At 58.0% G+C, this 17698-nt stretch carries 17 protein-coding genes; 14 read left to right on the forward strand and 3 right to left on the reverse strand.

Annotated elements, in window-relative coordinates; all coding sequences use genetic code 11:
- The first annotated feature begins 2 nt into the window (after nucleotides 1-2).
- Nucleotides 3-1349, forward strand: coding sequence for a histidinol dehydrogenase (hisD, locus tag JTJ32_RS13375; protein ID WP_210042327.1), 1347 nt, complete (start codon nucleotides 3-5; stop codon nucleotides 1347-1349).
- Nucleotides 1349-2401, forward strand: coding sequence for a histidinol-phosphate transaminase (gene hisC / locus JTJ32_RS13380; protein ID WP_099226323.1), 1053 nt, complete (start codon nucleotides 1349-1351; stop codon nucleotides 2399-2401). Before hisD ends, hisC begins: the two co-directional genes overlap by 1 nt.
- Before the next feature lie 210 nt (nucleotides 2402-2611).
- Here the strand turns inward: hisC and algW are convergent, their stop codons facing one another.
- Nucleotides 2612-3772: a Do family serine endopeptidase AlgW gene (gene algW / locus JTJ32_RS13385; protein ID WP_099226322.1), complete on the reverse strand. Its 1161-nt coding sequence runs from the start codon at nucleotides 3770-3772 to the stop codon at nucleotides 2612-2614.
- A gap of 110 nt (nucleotides 3773-3882) precedes the next feature.
- Between algW and JTJ32_RS13390 the strand changes: the two genes are divergently transcribed.
- The 4 genes from JTJ32_RS13390 to JTJ32_RS13405 all read left to right on the forward strand — a co-directional run bounded on the left by JTJ32_RS13390 (nucleotide 3883) and on the right by JTJ32_RS13405 (nucleotide 8161).
- Nucleotides 3883-4641 carry a Nif3-like dinuclear metal center hexameric protein gene (locus tag JTJ32_RS13390; protein WP_099226321.1) on the forward strand — a complete coding sequence of 253 codons (759 nt, stop codon included), beginning with the start codon at nucleotides 3883-3885 and terminating at the stop codon, nucleotides 4639-4641.
- A 151-nt stretch (nucleotides 4642-4792) separates the two neighbouring features.
- Nucleotides 4793-5710, forward strand: coding sequence for a sulfate adenylyltransferase subunit CysD (gene cysD / locus JTJ32_RS13395; RefSeq protein ID WP_024687156.1), 918 nt, complete (start codon nucleotides 4793-4795; stop codon nucleotides 5708-5710).
- Nucleotides 5711-5721: 11 nt separating this feature from the next.
- The gene (gene cysN / locus JTJ32_RS13400) at nucleotides 5722-7620 is read left to right on the forward strand and encodes a sulfate adenylyltransferase subunit CysN (protein WP_210042329.1); all 1899 of its coding nucleotides are present in this window, start codon (nucleotides 5722-5724) and stop codon (nucleotides 7618-7620) included.
- 196 nt (nucleotides 7621-7816) lie between these two features.
- Nucleotides 7817-8161, forward strand: coding sequence for a hypothetical protein (locus JTJ32_RS13405; RefSeq protein ID WP_236059292.1), 345 nt, complete (start codon nucleotides 7817-7819; stop codon nucleotides 8159-8161).
- A gap of 478 nt (nucleotides 8162-8639) precedes the next feature.
- On the opposite strand, the gene JTJ32_RS13410 is transcribed toward JTJ32_RS13405, so the two are convergent.
- A complete protein-coding gene (locus JTJ32_RS13410) occupies nucleotides 8640-9074 on the reverse strand; it encodes a Z-ring associated ZapG family protein (protein WP_083183647.1) in 435 nt (144 codons plus the stop codon).
- A 145-nt stretch (nucleotides 9075-9219) separates the two neighbouring features.
- On the opposite strand from JTJ32_RS13410, the gene JTJ32_RS13415 reads away from it, so the two are divergent.
- The 3 genes from JTJ32_RS13415 to zapE all read left to right on the forward strand — a co-directional run bounded on the left by JTJ32_RS13415 (nucleotide 9220) and on the right by zapE (nucleotide 12382).
- A complete protein-coding gene (locus JTJ32_RS13415) occupies nucleotides 9220-9849 on the forward strand; it encodes an alpha/beta hydrolase (RefSeq protein WP_184321200.1) in 630 nt (209 codons plus the stop codon).
- Nucleotides 9850-9876: 27 nt separating this feature from the next.
- On the forward strand, nucleotides 9877-11226 hold the full coding sequence (locus JTJ32_RS13420; RefSeq protein ID WP_210042331.1) for a tryptophan--tRNA ligase: 1350 nt from the start codon (nucleotides 9877-9879) through the stop codon (nucleotides 11224-11226).
- A gap of 61 nt (nucleotides 11227-11287) precedes the next feature.
- Nucleotides 11288-12382 carry a cell division protein ZapE gene (zapE, locus tag JTJ32_RS13425; RefSeq protein ID WP_210042332.1) on the forward strand — a complete coding sequence of 365 codons (1095 nt, stop codon included), beginning with the start codon at nucleotides 11288-11290 and terminating at the stop codon, nucleotides 12380-12382.
- A gap of 73 nt (nucleotides 12383-12455) precedes the next feature.
- Here zapE and JTJ32_RS13430 read toward each other — a convergent pair whose 3' ends face one another.
- Entirely contained in the window at nucleotides 12456-13352 is an 897-nt protein-coding gene (locus tag JTJ32_RS13430) for a GlxA family transcriptional regulator (RefSeq protein ID WP_180274241.1), read from the reverse strand.
- Between the two features lie 493 nt (nucleotides 13353-13845).
- On the opposite strand from JTJ32_RS13430, the gene rplM reads away from it, so the two are divergent.
- From rplM to JTJ32_RS13455, 5 genes are all read left to right on the forward strand, one after another.
- Entirely contained in the window at nucleotides 13846-14274 is a 429-nt protein-coding gene (rplM, locus tag JTJ32_RS13435; protein ID WP_004881525.1) for a 50S ribosomal protein L13, read from the forward strand.
- 14 nt (nucleotides 14275-14288) lie between these two features.
- Nucleotides 14289-14681: a 30S ribosomal protein S9 gene (rpsI, locus tag JTJ32_RS13440; RefSeq protein WP_004881524.1), complete on the forward strand. Its 393-nt coding sequence runs from the start codon at nucleotides 14289-14291 to the stop codon at nucleotides 14679-14681.
- Nucleotides 14682-14934: 253 nt separating this feature from the next.
- Nucleotides 14935-15528 (forward strand): ubiquinol-cytochrome c reductase iron-sulfur subunit, encoded by a 594-nt coding sequence (petA, locus tag JTJ32_RS13445; RefSeq protein WP_099226314.1) that lies wholly within the window; start codon nucleotides 14935-14937, stop codon nucleotides 15526-15528.
- Entirely contained in the window at nucleotides 15528-16742 is a 1215-nt protein-coding gene (locus JTJ32_RS13450; protein WP_210042333.1) for a cytochrome b, read from the forward strand. Before petA ends, JTJ32_RS13450 begins: the two co-directional genes overlap by 1 nt.
- Nucleotides 16739-17518, forward strand: coding sequence for a cytochrome c1 (locus tag JTJ32_RS13455; RefSeq protein WP_210042334.1), 780 nt, complete (start codon nucleotides 16739-16741; stop codon nucleotides 17516-17518). The genes JTJ32_RS13450 and JTJ32_RS13455 overlap by 4 nt, the downstream gene beginning before the upstream one ends.
- The last annotated feature ends 180 nt before the right edge of the window (nucleotides 17519-17698 follow it).

The following is a 17698-nucleotide window of genomic DNA, read 5'->3' on the forward strand; positions in this document are numbered from 1 at the left end:
CCATGACCACTTCCACCGCTATTCGCCGACTCGATGCTGCCGACCCGGATTTCGCCCGACATCTGGATCATCTGCTGAGCTGGGAAAGTGTGTCTGACGACTCGGTCAATCAGCGCGTGCTCGACATCATCAAGGCTGTGCGTGAACGTGGCGACGCCGCACTGGTCGAGTTCACCCAGCGCTTCGATGGCCTGCAGGTCGCGTCGATGGCCGATCTGATTCTGCCCCGCGAACGTCTGGAACTTGCGCTGACGCGTATCACGCCAGTCCAGCGACAGGCGCTTGAGAAGGCTGCCGAGCGTGTTCGCAGTTATCACGAAAAGCAGAAGCAGGACTCCTGGAGCTACACCGAAGCCGACGGCACGGTGCTTGGCCAGAAGGTTACGCCGCTGGATCGTGCAGGCCTTTACGTGCCGGGCGGCAAGGCATCCTACCCGTCATCGGTATTGATGAACGCTATTCCTGCCAAAGTAGCGGGCGTGACCGAAGTGGTCATGGTCGTGCCGACGCCGCGTGGCGAGATCAACGAACTGGTGCTGGCTGCGGCCTGCATCGCTGGCGTCGACCGCGTGTTCACCATCGGTGGCGCACAGGCCGTTGCGGCCTTGGCCTATGGCACCGAAAGCGTGCCGAAGGTCGACAAGGTCGTGGGTCCCGGCAACATTTATGTCGCCACGGCCAAGCGCCACGTGTTTGGCCAGGTGGGCATCGACATGATCGCCGGGCCGTCCGAGATTCTGGTGGTGTGTGACGGTCAGACCGATCCTGACTGGATCGCCATGGACCTGTTCTCCCAGGCCGAGCATGACGAAGATGCGCAAGCGATTCTGGTCAGTCCGGACGCTGAGTTCCTGGACCGTGTCGCCGCCAGCATTGCTCGTCTGCTGCCAACGATGGAGCGTGCAGCGATTGTCGAGACGTCCATCAATGGCCGCGGCGCGCTGATCAAGGTGGCTGACATGGCGCAGGCCATTGAAGTGGCCAACCGCATTGCACCCGAGCACCTGGAGTTGTCGGTGGCCGACCCTGAAGCATGGCTGCCGCAGATTCGCCATGCCGGCGCGATCTTCATGGGCCGTCACACCTCCGAGGCGCTGGGCGATTACTGCGCCGGTCCCAATCACGTGTTGCCGACCTCCGGCACGGCGCGTTTCTCGTCGCCACTGGGGGTCTACGATTTTCAGAAGCGCTCTTCGATTATCTTTTGCTCGCCAGAAGGTGCGTCGGAACTTGGCAAGACGGCTTCCGTGCTGGCTCGTGGCGAATCGCTGAGTGGCCATGCCCGCAGCGCCGAATATCGAATTACAGACCCGAGCTGGAAAGCCGGTCGCACAGAGGAAGGCAACTGATGAGCAAATTCTGGAGTCCCTTCGTTCGCGATCTGGTGCCTTACGTGCCGGGCGAGCAGCCCAAACTGAGCAAGCTGGTCAAACTCAACACCAACGAAAACCCGTATGGCCCGTCGCCCAAGGCGCTCGAAGCCATGCGCGGTGCGCTCACCGACGACCTGCGTCTTTACCCTGATCCCAATAGCGACCTGCTCAAGCAGGCGGTGGCCCGTTATTACAGCGTCGAGCCCAATCAGGTCTTCCTGGGCAACGGTTCCGACGAGGTGCTGGCGCATATCTTCTACGGGTTGTTCAAGCACGATGCACCGTTGCTGTTTCCAGACATCAGCTACAGCTTCTACCCGGTCTATTGCGGCCTGTATGGCATCGATTACGAAGCGGTAGCGCTGGACGAGCAGTTTCAGATCCGTGTCCAGGATTATGCGCGTCCGAACGCCGGTATCATCTTTCCCAACCCCAACGCGCCCACCGGCTGTCTGTTGGCGCTGGAGGCGGTCGAGCGGATCATCAAGTCCAGTCCGGATTCGGTAGTGGTTGTGGACGAGGCGTACATCGACTTTGGTGGCGAGACCGCGATTGCGCTGGTCAATCGTTATCCGAATCTGCTGGTGACCCAGACCCTGTCCAAGTCGCGTTCACTGGCGGGACTGCGCGTCGGTCTTGCGGTCGGCCACCCTGATCTCATCGAGGCGCTGGAACGGGTCAAGAACAGCTTCAACTCCTATCCGCTGGACCGCATGGCGAATGTGGGCGGAGCGGCAGCATTCGACGATCGAGAGCACTTCGAGGTGACGCGCAACAAGGTCATCCAAAGCCGTGAAGCGCTGGTTGAACAGTTGCAGGCCAAGGGTTTCGAGGTGCTGCCTTCAGCCGCCAACTTCATCTTCGCTCGCCACCCACAGCACGATGCCGCCGAACTGGCTGCGAAACTGCGCGAGCAAGGCGTGATCGTGCGTCACTTCAAGCAGCAACGCATCGCGCAGTTCCTGCGCATCAGCATTGGTACGCCGGAACAGCATCAGGCATTGCTGGAAGGGTTGAGCGATATCTGAGAGCTGTGACACGCGGAGCGCCACGGGACGCCCCACAGTCTGACCTGACCCCATGAAGTCAGATGGGCGTCCAGCTTCTGGGAGGCAGATCGGCCTGTTGGTTGCTACAAGACAGGTGTCTGACGGTGAGCGCGCAGCGAGGGCCCGATCTTGTTCGAGGGTTATCGGTTCTGTCTGTGCGCCATAATCCGTCACCCCGCCCGTTTCGAATCACTCAGGATTCGCAGCAGGCGTCGGCGCAGGAGGCGGTCGCAGGCCTACTTCGGCGCTGAGTCGCAACTCCTTGCCATTACGCATCACGTCTATGGCGATCTTGTCCTTGGGCTTGGTGCGCGCCACCTGGTTCATTGAGCGGCGGCCATCGCCGGCCGGTTCGCCATTGATGCTCAGAATCACGTCACCCAACTGCAGCCCGGCTTTCTGCGCCGGTCCGTCGCGGAAGATCCCGGCGACCACGATGCCCGGACGATCTTTCAAGCCAAACGACTCTGCCAGTTCCTGAGTCAGCGGCTGAACTTCGATACCCAGCCAGCCACGAATGACCTGACCGTGTTCGATGATCGACTTCATGACGTCCATCGCCAGCTTGGTCGGAATGGCGAAACCGATGCCCTGCGAGCCACCGGATTTGGAAAAGATCGCCGTATTGATACCGGTCAGGTTGCCGCTGGCATCCACCAGCGCGCCGCCCGAGTTGCCCGGGTTGATCGCCGCGTCGGTCTGAATGAAGTCTTCATAGGTGTTAAGGCCCAGCTGATTGCGACCCGTGGCGCTGATGATGCCCATGGTCACTGTCTGACCGACGCCAAACGGGTTGCCGATGGCCAACGCCACGTCACCGATGCGGATGCCGTCCGAGCGGGCGATGGTGATCGACGGTAGGTTTTTCAGGTCGATCTTGAGAACGGCCAGATCGGTTTCCGGGTCGTTGCCGATTACGCGCGCGATGGTTTCGCGGCCGTCCTTGAGCGCCACCACGATCTGGTCAGCGCCAATGGTCACGTGGTTGTTGGTCAGCAGGTAGCCTTCCGGGCTCATGATCACGCCGGAGCCCAGGCTGGATTCCATGCGCTTCTGCTTGGGCGTGTTATCGCCGAAGAAACGCCGGAACTGCGGGTCTTCGAACAGCGGATTGTTGCCCTTGTTGACCATCTTGGTGGTATAGAGGTTGACCACCGCTGGCGCGGCGGCACTGACTGCATCCGCGTAGGACGACGGGCCCTGCATGATATTGGTGGTCTGCGGTGCCTGTTGCAGATTGACATCCAGGCTGGGCAGTCCGACCCACTGTGGATAACGCTGGATGATCAGCATGGCGATAAGCACACCGGCCAGCAGCGGCCAGCCAAAAAAGCGCAGTGCCTTGAGCATTGAACACGTCCTGATGGTTTCGGCGCAGAGATTTTTGCCGCGGGTGCGCCATAATGGCGGGCATTATACGAGTACAAAGCAGCTCTGAACTGCATATTTAGGAGTCTTTTATGGCTGTTGCCCTGAGCACCCTGGTTGAAGAAGCCGATCGCTATCTGAACAGCGCCCGTATTCAGGATTACTGCCCCAACGGCCTGCAGGTCGAAGGCCGTCCGCAAGTGATGCGCATCGTCAGTGGCGTCACTGCTAGCCAGGCGTTGCTGGACGCCGCGGTCGAAGCCCAGGCCGACCTGATCCTGGTGCACCATGGCTATTTCTGGAAAGGCGAAAACCCCTGTGTCGTCGGCATGAAACAGCGCCGCCTGAAAACGTTGCTCAAGCATGACATCAGCCTGCTGGCCTATCACTTGCCGCTGGATGTTCATCCGGACGTGGGCAACAACGTACAACTGGCTCGGCAGCTGGACATCACCGTCGAAGGCCCTCTTGATCCGGAAAACCCCAAGGTGGTCGGTCTGGTCGGTTCACTGTCCGAAGCCGTGACTGCGCGTGATTTCGCCCGTCGAGTGCAGGACGCGCTGGGGCGCGAGCCGTTGCTGATCGAAGGCAGTCAGATGATTCGTCGGGTCGGCTGGTGCACGGGGGGCGGGCAGGGTTACATCGACCAGGCAGTGCTTGAAGGCGTCGATCTGTTCCTGAGCGGCGAAGCGTCAGAGCAGACCTTTCACAGTGCCCGTGAAAACGACATCAGTTTCATTGCCGCCGGACACCACGCCACCGAACGTTACGGTGTTCAGGCGCTGGGGGATTATCTGGCGCGGCGCTTTGCGGTCGAGCACATCTTTATCGACTGCCCCAACCCGATCTGACCGATCAAACGGCGGAGCATATGCATAGATCGTTTCGATCTAGCCGCTGCGCTGATTAGCGATATCACGCATGATAAAGTGCGCGGCTCGAATACGGCCCGCAGGCCGCCCCGGGTTTTCCCGGTCCAACGAACGCAATCCGTGAGTAACCATGGTTGATAAACTGACGCATCTGAAACAGCTGGAGGCGGAAAGCATCCACATCATCCGCGAGGTCGCCGCCGAGTTCGATAACCCGGTGATGCTGTACTCGATCGGCAAGGATTCGGCCGTGATGCTGCACTTGGCGCGCAAGGCTTTCTTTCCGGGCAAGCTGCCGTTTCCGGTCATGCATGTCGACACCCGCTGGAAATTCCAGGAAATGTATCGCTTCCGCGACCAGATGGTCGAGGAAATGGGCCTGGACCTGATCACCCACATCAACCCCGACGGTGTGGCGCAAGGCATCAACCCGTTCACGCACGGCAGTGCCAAGCACACCGATATCATGAAGACCGAGGGCCTCAAGCAGGCGCTGGACAAGCATGGTTTCGACGCAGCGTTCGGTGGCGCACGCCGTGACGAAGAAAAGTCCCGCGCCAAAGAGCGCGTCTACTCCTTCCGCGACAGCAAGCACCGCTGGGACCCTAAGAACCAGCGTCCCGAGCTGTGGAACGTGTACAACGGCAACGTCAACAAGGGCGAGTCGATCCGTGTGTTCCCGCTGTCGAACTGGACCGAGCTGGACATCTGGCAGTACATCTACCTTGAAGGTATCCCGATCGTGCCGCTGTACTTCGCGGCCGAGCGTGACGTGATCGAGAAGAACGGCACGCTGATCATGATCGACGACGATCGCATCCTCGAGCATCTGACCGACGAGGAAAAGGCGCGCATCGTCAAGAAGAAGGTGCGTTTCCGTACACTTGGCTGCTACCCGTTGACCGGTGCTGTCGAGTCCGAAGCCACCAGCCTGACTGACATCATTCAGGAAATGCTGCTGACGCGAACTTCCGAACGTCAGGGCCGTGTCATCGACCACGATGGTGCCGGCTCAATGGAAGAAAAGAAACGTCAGGGTTATTTCTAAGGGGGTGTCACATGTCGCATCAATCTGATTTGATCAGCGAGGACATCCTCGCTTATCTGGGCCAGCACGAACGCAAGGAAATGCTGCGCTTCCTCACCTGTGGCAACGTCGACGACGGCAAGAGCACGCTGATCGGCCGCCTGCTGCACGACTCCAAGATGATCTACGAAGACCATCTGGAGGCCATTACGCGCGATTCCAGGAAGTCCGGTACCACAGGCGACGACGTCGACCTGGCATTGCTGGTGGATGGCCTGCAGGCCGAGCGGGAGCAGGGCATCACTATTGATGTCGCCTACCGTTATTTCTCCACGGCCAAGCGCAAGTTCATCATTGCTGACACCCCTGGTCACGAGCAGTACACCCGCAACATGGCCACCGGTGCATCGACCTGCGATCTGGCGATCATTCTGGTGGACGCGCGTTATGGCGTGCAGACCCAGACCCGTCGCCACAGTTACATTGCGTCCCTGCTGGGCATCAAGCACATCGTGGTCGCCATCAACAAGATGGACCTCAACGGCTTCGATGAGAGCGTGTTCGAGTCGATCAAGGCTGATTACCTGAAGTTTGCCGAAGGCATTGCCTTCAAGCCGACCACAATGGCGTTCGTGCCGATGTCGGCGCTCAAGGGTGACAACGTGGTCAACCGCAGCGAGCGTTCGCCGTGGTACACCGGTCAGTCGCTGATGGAGATTCTGGAAACGGTCGAGATCGCCAGTGATCGCAACTACACCGACTTGCGTTTTCCGGTGCAGTACGTCAATCGTCCCAACCTCAATTTCCGTGGCTTTGCCGGTACGCTGGCGAGCGGCATCGTGCACAAAGGCGATGAGATCGTCGTGTTGCCGTCGGGCAAGAGCAGCCGCGTGAAGTCCATCGTCACCTTCGAAGGCGAGCTGGAGCAGGCGGGCCCAGGTCAGGCCGTGACCTTGACCATGGAAGACGAGATCGACATCTCCCGTGGCGACTTGTTGGTGCATGCCGACAACGTTCCGCAGGTCAGCGACGCGTTTGACGCCATGCTGGTCTGGATGGCAGAAGAGCCGATGCTGCCGGGCAAGAAATACGACATCAAGCGCGCTACCAGCTACGTGCCGGGTTCGATTGCCAGCATCACCCATCGGGTTGACGTAAATACGCTGGTCGAAGGCCCTGCCAGTTCGTTGCAGTTGAACGAGATCGGCCGCGTCAAGGTCAGCCTCGATGCGCCTATCGCGCTGGACGGTTACGACAGCAACCGCACCACCGGTGCGTTCATTGTCATTGACCGTTTGACCAACGGCACTGTGGCGGCGGGCATGATCATCGCCAAGCCGGTCAATGCCGGTGGTTCGACGCATCATGGCGAGTCGGCGCACGTGACCACTCAGGAGCGCGCCCAGCGCTTCGGTCAGCAGCCCGCCACCGTGCTGTTCAGCGGCCTGTCGGGCGCGGGCAAGAGCACGCTGGCCTATGCAGTCGAGCGCAAGCTGTTCGACATGGGCCGCGCCGTATACGTGCTGGATGGGCAGAACCTGCGCCACGACCTGAACAAAGGCCTGCCGCAGAACCGTGCCGGTCGTACCGAGAACTGGAGCCGTGCCGCTCATGTGGCGCGTCAGTTCAACGAAGCCGGTCTGTTGACCCTGGCTGCCTTCGTGGCACCGGATGCCGAAGGCCGAGAGCGCGTGAAAGCGCTGATCGGCAAGGATCGCCTCGTAACGGTCTATGTCCAGGCCTCGCCTGCCATTTGCCGCGAGCGTGACCCTCAGGGCCTGTACGCTGCCGATGGGGATAACATCCCGGGCGAGTCCTTCCCGTACGACGTGCCGCTGGACGCCGATCTGGTGATCGACACCCAGACGCTGACAGTGGATGAAGGCGTGAAGCTGGTGCTGGACGTGTTGCGCAGCCGCGGCGCGATCTGATTCTCAGTCTGTTACAGAAAACCCGCCGATGATGGCGGGTTTTTTGTTTGTATCGCCCGGATTTAACCCATGTGCAGTTGTTTTCTTGATGAGTGTGCAAAGGTGATTTTTTGGGCGCTGCATTACTTATTTATTGTATTTATTTTGTCGTGAGGTGCTTATATAAACCCTCTATTGATTTGTATGAGGGTAAAAAATGAGTATCAATTACGGTTCCTTTACCGGTAGCGGGGGTGCTGTTTTGCCTCCCAATCAAATAATGAGGCCTGGTCAGTTTCTGCAATCGCCCAATGGGCGTTTTAAGTTGGATTTGCAACCTGACGGTAATTTGGTTGTTAAAGATAACGGCGCTGTTGTCTGGGTGGCAGACGGTAATCAACCCTACAGCAATACGCTCTCGCGCAGACTTATGGGGGCGCCATGGGTCGTAGTCAGCAACAGTTGCTTTCTCTACGATCCGGCGCGGGCCAAGCTAGGGATTGCTGAAGGCACTCACGCCAAGGACACGTCCTACTGGTACCCACAGCCATATGTCTGTTGAGGATAATGGGAGTGTTGGGCATTTATCATGATCGGGCAGGTGATCTTTTGTGGGCTCGTTTTGGGTTGTTTCGGCAGGTTGAAAAGCTGAAACATTATAAATGTTAATGATTCGCACCCTGAAAAGGATGTTTATGTATGGAGTGTGGCTGATTTTGCTAGCGTCTTACCGGGCAGTCATGTCTGTAGGGGTCTATTTCACACTTGTAACTAAGTTCAAGATCGATGTTTCTTAAAATGTAACAGTCCTTCGTGCAGTCGCCCGGAACGCAGCCTGCCAGCAATAGGCATGTCGCCAGTATTTTGATGGTTTTCATACGCTCTCCCTTTTTCTGGAGATCGTATGGACGTGCACGGAAATAATACAGTTGCCAGCTTCTTTGAAAGTTGTAGGACTTTTCCTTGACGGCAATTGCCATAATTAAAAAAGCCCGCCATTTGCGATAAATGGCGGGCTGTTGGTAGTGCCGTCCGAAGACTTACTTCTTCAAACCGTAATGCTCGTCCAGCATGCCCGGGGTGTTAGGCGATTTTGGCGCGTAATCCTTCGGGGCTTCGGTGTCGCGTGGCGGTGTCAGGCGGTCGCGGGGAGCCTGGTTGGCCTCCGGGTGCAGAGCGGCCAGCAGCCGTTGGCGGGTCAGCTCGTCAAGGGCCAGACGATTGGCGCCCTCGGCGAGATGCTCCTGTACGTCGTGATAGCTTTGCGAAAGCTTCTGGACCAGGTTAGCCGTACTGTTGAAGTGAGTGACCACCTCGTTCTGATAGGTATCGAAACGCTCCTGAATGTCATCCAGCTGGCGCTGGGTGCTGTTCGGAACGGTGTTGGGCAGCAGACGTGCGACCAGGAAACCAATGACGACACCGGCAACCAGGGCGAGAGTCGGCAGCAACCAGACTAAGAGCGAGTGTTCCACGAGTCCTTCCTCTATAAACGGCTTTGCTTTACGTTAACGGCTCGAACCTGCGCTGTATACCCGCGACGTGTCGTTGATATGCAAGCCACAGACAATCAGCTAGACGAGTCGACCCATTTCGAGGTCACGGAGTTCTTTTTTGCTCATGCGCGAAACCCCACTATTCATCGATGGCCCCGAGGGCCAGATCGAAGCACTGTATCAGGACGTACCCGATGCCAGAGGCGTCGCACTGATCTGCCATCCTAACCCGATCCAGGGTGGAACGATGCTCAATAAAGTCGTCTCCACGTTGCAGCGTACTGCGCGGGACGAAGGTCTGATCACGCTGCGTTTCAATTATCGCGGCGTCGGTGCCAGCGCCGGAACGTCGGTCGCAGGGCCTGGCGAGATAGACGACGCACAGGCTGCCGCCAGATGGCTGCGTGAAAAACACCCTGACCTGCCCATGACCCTGTTCGGGTTTTCCTTTGGCGGATACGTCGCAGCGAATCTGGGCGGCCGGCTCGAAGCCCAGGGTGAAACGCTCAAGCATCTGTTTCTGGTCGCTGCCGCCGCTTCGCGCCTGCAGGATCAAAGCGTGCTGCCGCAAAACTGCCCGTTGACAGTGATTCAACCCGAAACCGACGAAGTCATCGACCCGGAAACGGTCTACGCCTGGTCGGCTGCGCTGCAGCGTCCCCATGAGCTGCTGAAAGTGGCAGAATGCGGACACTTTTTTCACGGCAAGCTGACCGATCTCAAAGAATTGATCCTGCCGCGTCTCTCCAATTGATTGCAGCCCATAGATAAGCGACCTGCCATGACCACTCGTATCCTGACCGGTATCACGACCACCGGCACCCCCCATCTGGGCAACTACGCGGGCGCGATCCGCCCGGCCATCGTTGCCAGCCGTCAGAGCGGCTTCGATTCGTTCTATTTTCTGGCCGATTACCACGCGCTGATCAAGTGCGATGATCCGCTGCGCATTCAGCGCTCGCGTCTGGAAATCGCAGCGACCTGGCTGGCTGCGGGTCTGGACGTCGATCGAGTGACTTTCTACCGCCAGTCCGACATTCCGGAAATTCCTGAGCTGACCTGGCTGCTGACCTGTGTGGCCGCCAAGGGGTTGCTCAACCGTGCGCATGCCTACAAGGCGTCGGTGGACAAGAATGTCGAAAGTGGCGAAGACCCGGATTCCGGCATCACCATGGGCCTGTACAGCTATCCGGTGCTGATGGCTGCGGACATTCTGATGTTCAACGCGCATCAGGTTCCGGTGGGTCGCGATCAGATTCAGCACGTCGAGATGGCACGTGATATTGGCCAGCGCTTCAATCACCTGTTCGGCAAGGGCAAGGAGTTCTTTGTCATGCCCGAAGCGCTGATCGAAGAGAGCGTGGCGACCCTGCCGGGTCTGGACGGTCGCAAGATGTCCAAGAGCTACGACAACACCATCCCGCTGTTCAGCAGCGCCAAAGAGATGAAGGATGCGATTTCGCGCATCGTCACGGACTCGCGCGCGCCGGGCGAAGCGAAGGATCCGGACAATTCCCATCTGTTCACGCTGTATCAGGCCTTCTCCACGCCCGAACAATGCGCAGCGTTCCGTGTCGAGTTGCTGGACGGTCTTGGCTGGGGTGAGGCTAAGAATCGTCTGTTCACTTTGCTGGACGCTGAGCTTGCGGAGAAGCGTGAGAAGTATCTGGGCCTGATCGAGCGTCCCGCTGATCTGGAAGACATTCTGCTGACAGGGGCCGAGAAGGCTCGTCGCGTCGCCACGCCGTTCCTGGGTGAGCTGCGTGAAGCCGTCGGCCTGCGCTCGTTCCGTACTGTGGTGCAGGGTGCCGATATCGGCAAGAAGAAAGCCGCCAAGGGTGCGCGATTCGTCAGCTTCCGTGAAGACGATGGTAGCTTCCGCTTCCGTCTGCTGGCGGCCGATGGTGAGCAGTTGCTGTTATCGCGCCATTTTGCCGATGGCAAGGCGGCGGGTGCGGTGAGCAAGCAGTTGCAGCAGGGCGCTGCGCTCGATCTGCGCACCGAAGCTGATCGCTTCACGCTCTGGCTGGATGGCGCCTGCGTGGCAGACAGTCCGGTATTTGCCGATGCTGCTGCACGCGACAACGCGATCCAGACACTCAAGTCGGCACTTGCTCCTCAACAGGACTGATTGCCATTCCTCGGGGTCGTCGTTACAGTGACGGCCCGTTTTTGTTGCCTTGCTAACGAATATGACGCCCCTAGAACGATATCAAGCTGATCTGAAGCGCCCGGACTTTTTCCACGATGCCGCGCAGGAGAATGCTGTGCGTCATTTGCAGCGCCTGTACGACGATCTGGTCGCCTCTCATGACAGCAAGCCCGGCCTGTTCGGCAAGCTGTTTGGCAAGAAAGAGCCTGCCTTGGTCAAAGGCCTTTATTTCTGGGGTGGAGTAGGGCGCGGCAAGACCTATCTGGTCGATACCTTCTTCGACGCACTGCCGTTCAAGGACAAGGTCCGTACTCACTTCCACCGCTTCATGAAGCGCGTGCACGAAGAGATGAAGACCCTCAAGGGCGAGAAAAACCCGCTGACGATTATCGCCAGGCGTTTTTCCGATGAAGCGCGAGTGATCTGCTTCGACGAATTCTTCGTGTCCGACATCACTGATGCGATGATCCTTGGCACCTTGATGGAAGAGTTGTTCAAGAACGGCGTGACGCTGGTCGCCACATCCAACATCGTGCCTGACGGTTTGTACAAGGATGGCCTGCAACGCGCACGCTTCCTGCCGGCCATCGCGTTGATCAAGCAGAATACCGACATCGTCAACGTCGACAGTGGCGTTGATTATCGTCTGCGTCACCTGGAGCAGGCCGAGCTGTTCCACTTCCCGCTCAATGAAGCGGCGCAGGACAGCATGCGTAAAAGCTTCAAGGCGCTGACGCCGGAATGCGCAGAAACCATCGAGAACGACGTTCTGGTAATCGAGAATCGTGAGATTCGCGCCTTGCGCACCTGTGACGACGTGGCCTGGTTCGATTTTCGCGAGTTGTGCGACGGCCCGCGCAGCCAGAACGACTACATCGAGCTGGGCAAGATTTTCCACGCCGTGCTGCTCAGTGGTGTCGAGCAGATGGACGTCTCGAAGGACGACATCGCCCGTCGCTTCATAAACATGGTCGACGAATTCTATGATCGCAACGTCAAGCTGATCATCTCTGCCGAAGTGGAGCTGAAGGATTTGTACACCGGCGGTCGACTGATGTTCGAATTCCAGCGCACGCTGAGCCGTTTGCTGGAAATGCAGTCCCATGAGTTTCTGTCACGTGCGCACAAGCCTTGACGGTTTGTGTTCGGATACGGAAAGGCCTGCATTGCAGGCCTTTTTCGTCTTTGCATGATGGAGTGTTGAACCGTCAGGCTGCCTGCTGAAACTGCTGGCGATACTGATTCGGTGACAGTTCGGTGTGCTGGCGAAACAAGCGCGCGAAGAAGCTGGCGTCGTCGTAACCGACCTCGTAACTGATGGTCTTGATGCTTTTGCGTGAGCCGGACAACAGGCCTTTGGCCGTTTCGATGCGCAGGCGTTGCAGGTAATGCAAAGGCTTGTCACCGGTCGCAGTCTGGAAGCGGCGCATGAAGTTGCGAATACTCATGCCGTGTTCCCTTGCCACATCTTCGAAGCGGAATTTGTCAGCGAAATGTTCCTCCAGCCAATGCTGGATCTGCAGGATGATGACGTCCTGATGCAGCTTCTGACCGCCGAAACCTATTCTTCCTGGCGAGTAGGTGCGCCGTACTTCATAAAGAATGTCGCGAGCCACGGCCTGCGCGACATTCGCACCGCAGAAGCGCTCGATCAGATAGATGTACAGATCGCAGGCGGAGGTGGTGCCGCCCGCGCAATACAGGTTGTCGGCGTCGGTCAGGTGTTTTTCCTGATTGAGCAGCACATTCGGGTAGCGTTCGGCGAACTGATTGAAGAAGCGCCAGTAGGTGGTCGCTTCCTTGCCGTCGAGCAGTCCGGCCTCGGCGAGCCAGAACACGCCGGTGGCCTCTGCACACAGCACTGCGCCCCGGGCATGCTGCTCGCGCAGCCAGGGCAGAATTTGCGGGTAGCGCTGGCAGAGCGCATCGAAATCGTCCCAGAAGGCCGGGATCACGATGATGTCGCTCTGGCAAAGATCGCCGTCCACCGGGAGCGTGACATCGCTGAAGCTGTCGACGGGTTGTCCGTCAGGGCTGACGAGACGTATTTCGAAGGCCGGGACCAGACCGTGTCCCAGTTGTCTGCTGTACCTGAGGCTTGCCAGGTGGAAGAAGTCCTTGGCCTGCATCAGGGTCGAGGCAAACACCTTGTCGGTGGCCAGAATGCTGACACGCCGCAGGGGCGTGGAGTATTGGGTTGGCATAGTCTTTATTCTTATATGGGTAAATGGTCAATCAACGGCTGGATCGTCTTATTTTTTCTCGGGCGTGTCCAGTCAGGTCGCAGACCGCCCGAGGTCTGTGTACCTTCCGAAGGCTGGATTACAGGTGCCAAATATCCTTCATCGCAGCGGTTCGGAGCAATAAACAGAACGTGAACGAAAAAGCGGTTGAGGTTATTTTTTCAGCCTGTATAATCCGCCAGCTCTTTGCAGTGGAAGTGATGCGCCGTCTGCCGAAGAATCTTGCCGTATAACGGACGCGCTGACCCGAGCCCCCGATAGCGTCTGTTTCCGGCTGCCTTTGACTTGTCAAAGTACGCACTATTCAGTAAGATCCGCCGTCTCATTTTCAGGGCGGCCCCTGAGGCTATAAAGAATGAAAACTTTTACTGCTAAACCGGAAACAGTTAAGCGCGACTGGTTCGTCGTCGACGCTGCTGGTCAGACCCTGGGTCGTCTGGCCACCGAAATCGCGAGCCGTCTGCGTGGCAAGCACAAGCCGGAATATACTCCGCACGTTGATACCGGCGACTACATCGTCGTGATCAATGCCGAGCAGATCCGCGTTACCGGTGCCAAGACTACCGACAAGATCTACTACTCACACTCCGGTTTTCCGGGCGGGATCAAGTCGATCAACTTCGAAAAGCTGATCGACAAAGCTCCTGAGCGCGTGATCGAGACCGCGGTCAAAGGCATGCTGCCTAAGAACCCGCTGGGTCGCGACATGTATCGTAAGCTGAAAGTCTATGCGGGCGCTGTACACCCTCATACTGCTCAGCAGCCCCAAGAACTGAAGTTTTAACGGAATAGTTCATTATGTCGGCGACTCAAAATTACGGCACTGGCCGTCGCAAGACCGCAACCGCACGCGTTTTCCTGCGTCCGGGTACTGGTAACATCTCGATCAACAACCGCACTCTGGAATCGTTCTTCGGTCGCGAAACTGCCCGCATGGTAGTTCGTCAGCCGCTGGAACTGACCGAGACCGTTGAAAAGTTCGACATCTACGTCACCGTTATCGGTGGCGGTGTAAGTGGTCAGGCTGGCGCAATCCGCCACGGTATCACTCGCGCTCTGATGCAGTACGACGAAACCCTGCGTGGCGCGCTGCGTAAAGCAGGCTTCGTGACTCGCGATGCTCGTGAAGTTGAACGTAAGAAAGTCGGTCTGCGTAAAGCGCGTAAGCGTCCGCAGTACTCGAAGCGTTAATTCGTTCTTCGTTCAAAAAGAACGCCCACCTCGTTTACGAGTTGGGCGTTTTTTTATGGGCCGGGGTTTTATCTGTTGGATGTTTTGCGCGGAATGTCTCGGGCTGTAACGTCTGATTTACAGCTTGCCGCGCTTTTGAGGCGGTCGTCTGCCGAAGGGTGTTTTTGCCCTCCGGCAGCGTTTATAACAGCTAAATTGTTATCAGACTGACGCCTGCGTTCGACAGGCCGGATCGCTGATGGGAGAAGGTTGAATGAGCAATGACGGCGTGAATGCGGGCCGGCGTCGCTTTCTCGTGGCTGCCACGTCCGTGGTGGGTGCGGCCGGGGCCGCGGGGGCTGCGATTCCGTTTGTGGGCTCATGGTCTCCGAGCGCCAGGGCTCGTGCAGCAGGCGCGCCGGTCAAGGTCAACATCAGCAAGATAGAGCCGGGCCAACAGATGGTCGCCGAATGGCGCGGCCAGCCCGTGTTCATTCTCCGGCGCGGTCCTGAAATGCTGGACAATCTGGGCAAGCTGACCGGGCTGTTATCGGACCCCGAGTCCAGGGCGTCAGTCCAGCCACGCTATGTCGATCCGGCGCTGCGCTCGATAAGGCCGGATATCGTCTTGCTGGTGGGCATCTGCACTCATCTGGGGTGCTCACCGACATTCCGTCCTGAAGTGGCCCCTGCCGACCTTGGCAAGGACTGGGTGGGCGGCTATTTCTGTCCGTGCCATGGCTCTCACTATGACCTGGCCGGTCGGGTATACAAGTCTCAACCGGCGCCCCTGAATCTGCCTGTCCCCCCGTATTCTTATGAGTCGGACACGGTCATCGTCATTGGCGTCGATCAGGAGGGTGTGTAATGGGCAGGCTGGTGGACTGGATCGATGCGCGCTTCCCCGCCACACGAATGTGGGAGGACCATCTCAGCAAATATTACGTACCACGCAACTTCAATTTTCTGTATTTCTTCGGCTCGCTGGCGCTGCTCGTGCTGGTCAATCAGATACTGACCGGTATCTGGCTGACCATGAGTTACACGCCTACGGCAGAAGGCGCGTTTGCCTCGATTGAGTACATCATGCGCGACGTCGAATACGGGGCCATTTTGCGGCTGCTGCACTCGACAGGCGCTTCGGCCTTCTTCATCGTCGTGTACATGCATATGTTTCGCGGCCTGCTTTACGGGTCTTATCAGAAGCCGCGAGAGCTGGTCTGGATCTTCGGCATGCTGATCTACCTGAGTCTGATGGCTGAAGCGTTCATGGGCTATCTGCTGCCTTGGGGGCAGATGTCCTATTGGGGCGCTCAGGTGATCATTTCGCTGTTCGGTGCGATTCCTGTGATAGGCGACGACCTGACTCAGTGGATCCGTGGCGACTATCTGGTGTCTGGCATTACCCTCAACCGTTTCTTCGCGCTGCATGTTGTGGCGCTGCCCATCGTGATTCTGGGGCTGGTCGTGCTGCACATCCTTGCGCTGCATGAAGTGGGCTCCAACAACCCGGATGGCATCGACATCAAGAAACACAAGGATGAAAACGGAAAGCCTCTGGACGGTATCGCCTTTCATCCGTACTTCACGCTGAAGGATCTGGTCGGCGTAGTAGTGTTTCTGTTCGTCTTTTGTACGGTGGTGTTCTTTTTTCCGGAAATGGGCGGCTACTTTCTGGAGAAGCCCAATTTCGAGGCGGCAAACGCATTCAAGACCCCGGAGCACATTGCGCCTGTATGGTACTTCACGCCGTTCTACGCCATTCTGCGCGCCGTGCCTGACAAGCTGATGGGCGTCATGGCGATGGGTTCAGCCATTGCGGTGCTGTTCGTGCTGCCGTGGCTCGATCGCAGTCCGGTCAGGTCCATGCGCTACAAGGGCTGGATCAGCCGGTTGGCGCTGATCCTGTTTTGTGTGTCGTTCGTCACGCTCGGTTATCTGGGGGTTCAGCCGCCTACGCCGGGCGGGACAGTGGTGGCGCGGATATGTGCCTGTCTGTACTTCGCCTATTTCCTGTTGATGCCGTTCTACACCCGGCTGGAGCGCGCACGGCCGGTTCCGGAGAGAGTGACGGGGTCATGAGAAAACTTCTGGCTGTGTTGATCTTCACGGCGCTGCCGGTACTGGTGTTCGCGGCGCAGGGTGGCGCGCCGCTTGAGCATGTCGATATCGATGTGTCTGATCGGGCTGCCTTGCAGGATGGGGCGCGTACCTTCGTCAATTACTGCATGGGCTGTCATGGCGCCAAGTATCAGCGGTATGAGCGTGTCGCCGACGATTTGGGTATTCCTCATGAGGTGATGCTGGAAAAGCTGGTATTCACTGGCGCCAAAATCGGCGATCACATGCAGGCCGGTATGCAGCCGGCAGATGCGAAGGCCTGGTTTGGCACTGCACCGCCCGATCTGACATTGGTGGCGCGTGTCCGGGGCACCGACTGGCTCTATGGCTACCTGCGTTCGTTCTATGAGGATCCGGCGCGGCCCTGGGGTGTCAACAACAAGGTTTTCCCTGATGTCGGCATGCCGAATGTGCTGGTGGGGCTGCAGGGGCGTCAGGTGATCGGCTGCAAGCAGGTGCAGACCGAGGAGGATGGCAAAAAACAATATGATCCGTTGAGTGGCGCGCCTTTGACTCATGAGGCTTGTGATCAACTGACGATCATTCCGGGATCCGGAAGTCTGACGCCTGCCCAGTTCGATGAAAAAATCAGGAATCTGGTGACCTTTCTCGATTATTCAGCCAACCCCGTCAAGCTTCGGCATCAGCGTATTGGTACTTATGTGCTGTTGTATCTGGCCTTCCTGCTGGTCTTCGTTTACCTGCTCAAACGTGAATACTGGAAAGATGTTCATTGAGCGGGTGTCATGCCAGCCTTGCCTGAATGCGTCATCGCGGTCGCAATGTGAGTCAAATACGCGGTGAACAGCGTAGCCGAGCAAGATTACAGAATTTAACGGGCGTAAATGAGCTATCGTGTCGCCCGCAGTGAGCACCTGCCCTGTTGCGCTCATATCAAAGGCTTTCTGTGGGCGGGC

Source organism: Pseudomonas alliivorans (assembly GCF_017826695.1).
Lineage (GTDB): Bacteria > Pseudomonadota > Gammaproteobacteria > Pseudomonadales > Pseudomonadaceae > Aquipseudomonas > Aquipseudomonas alliivorans.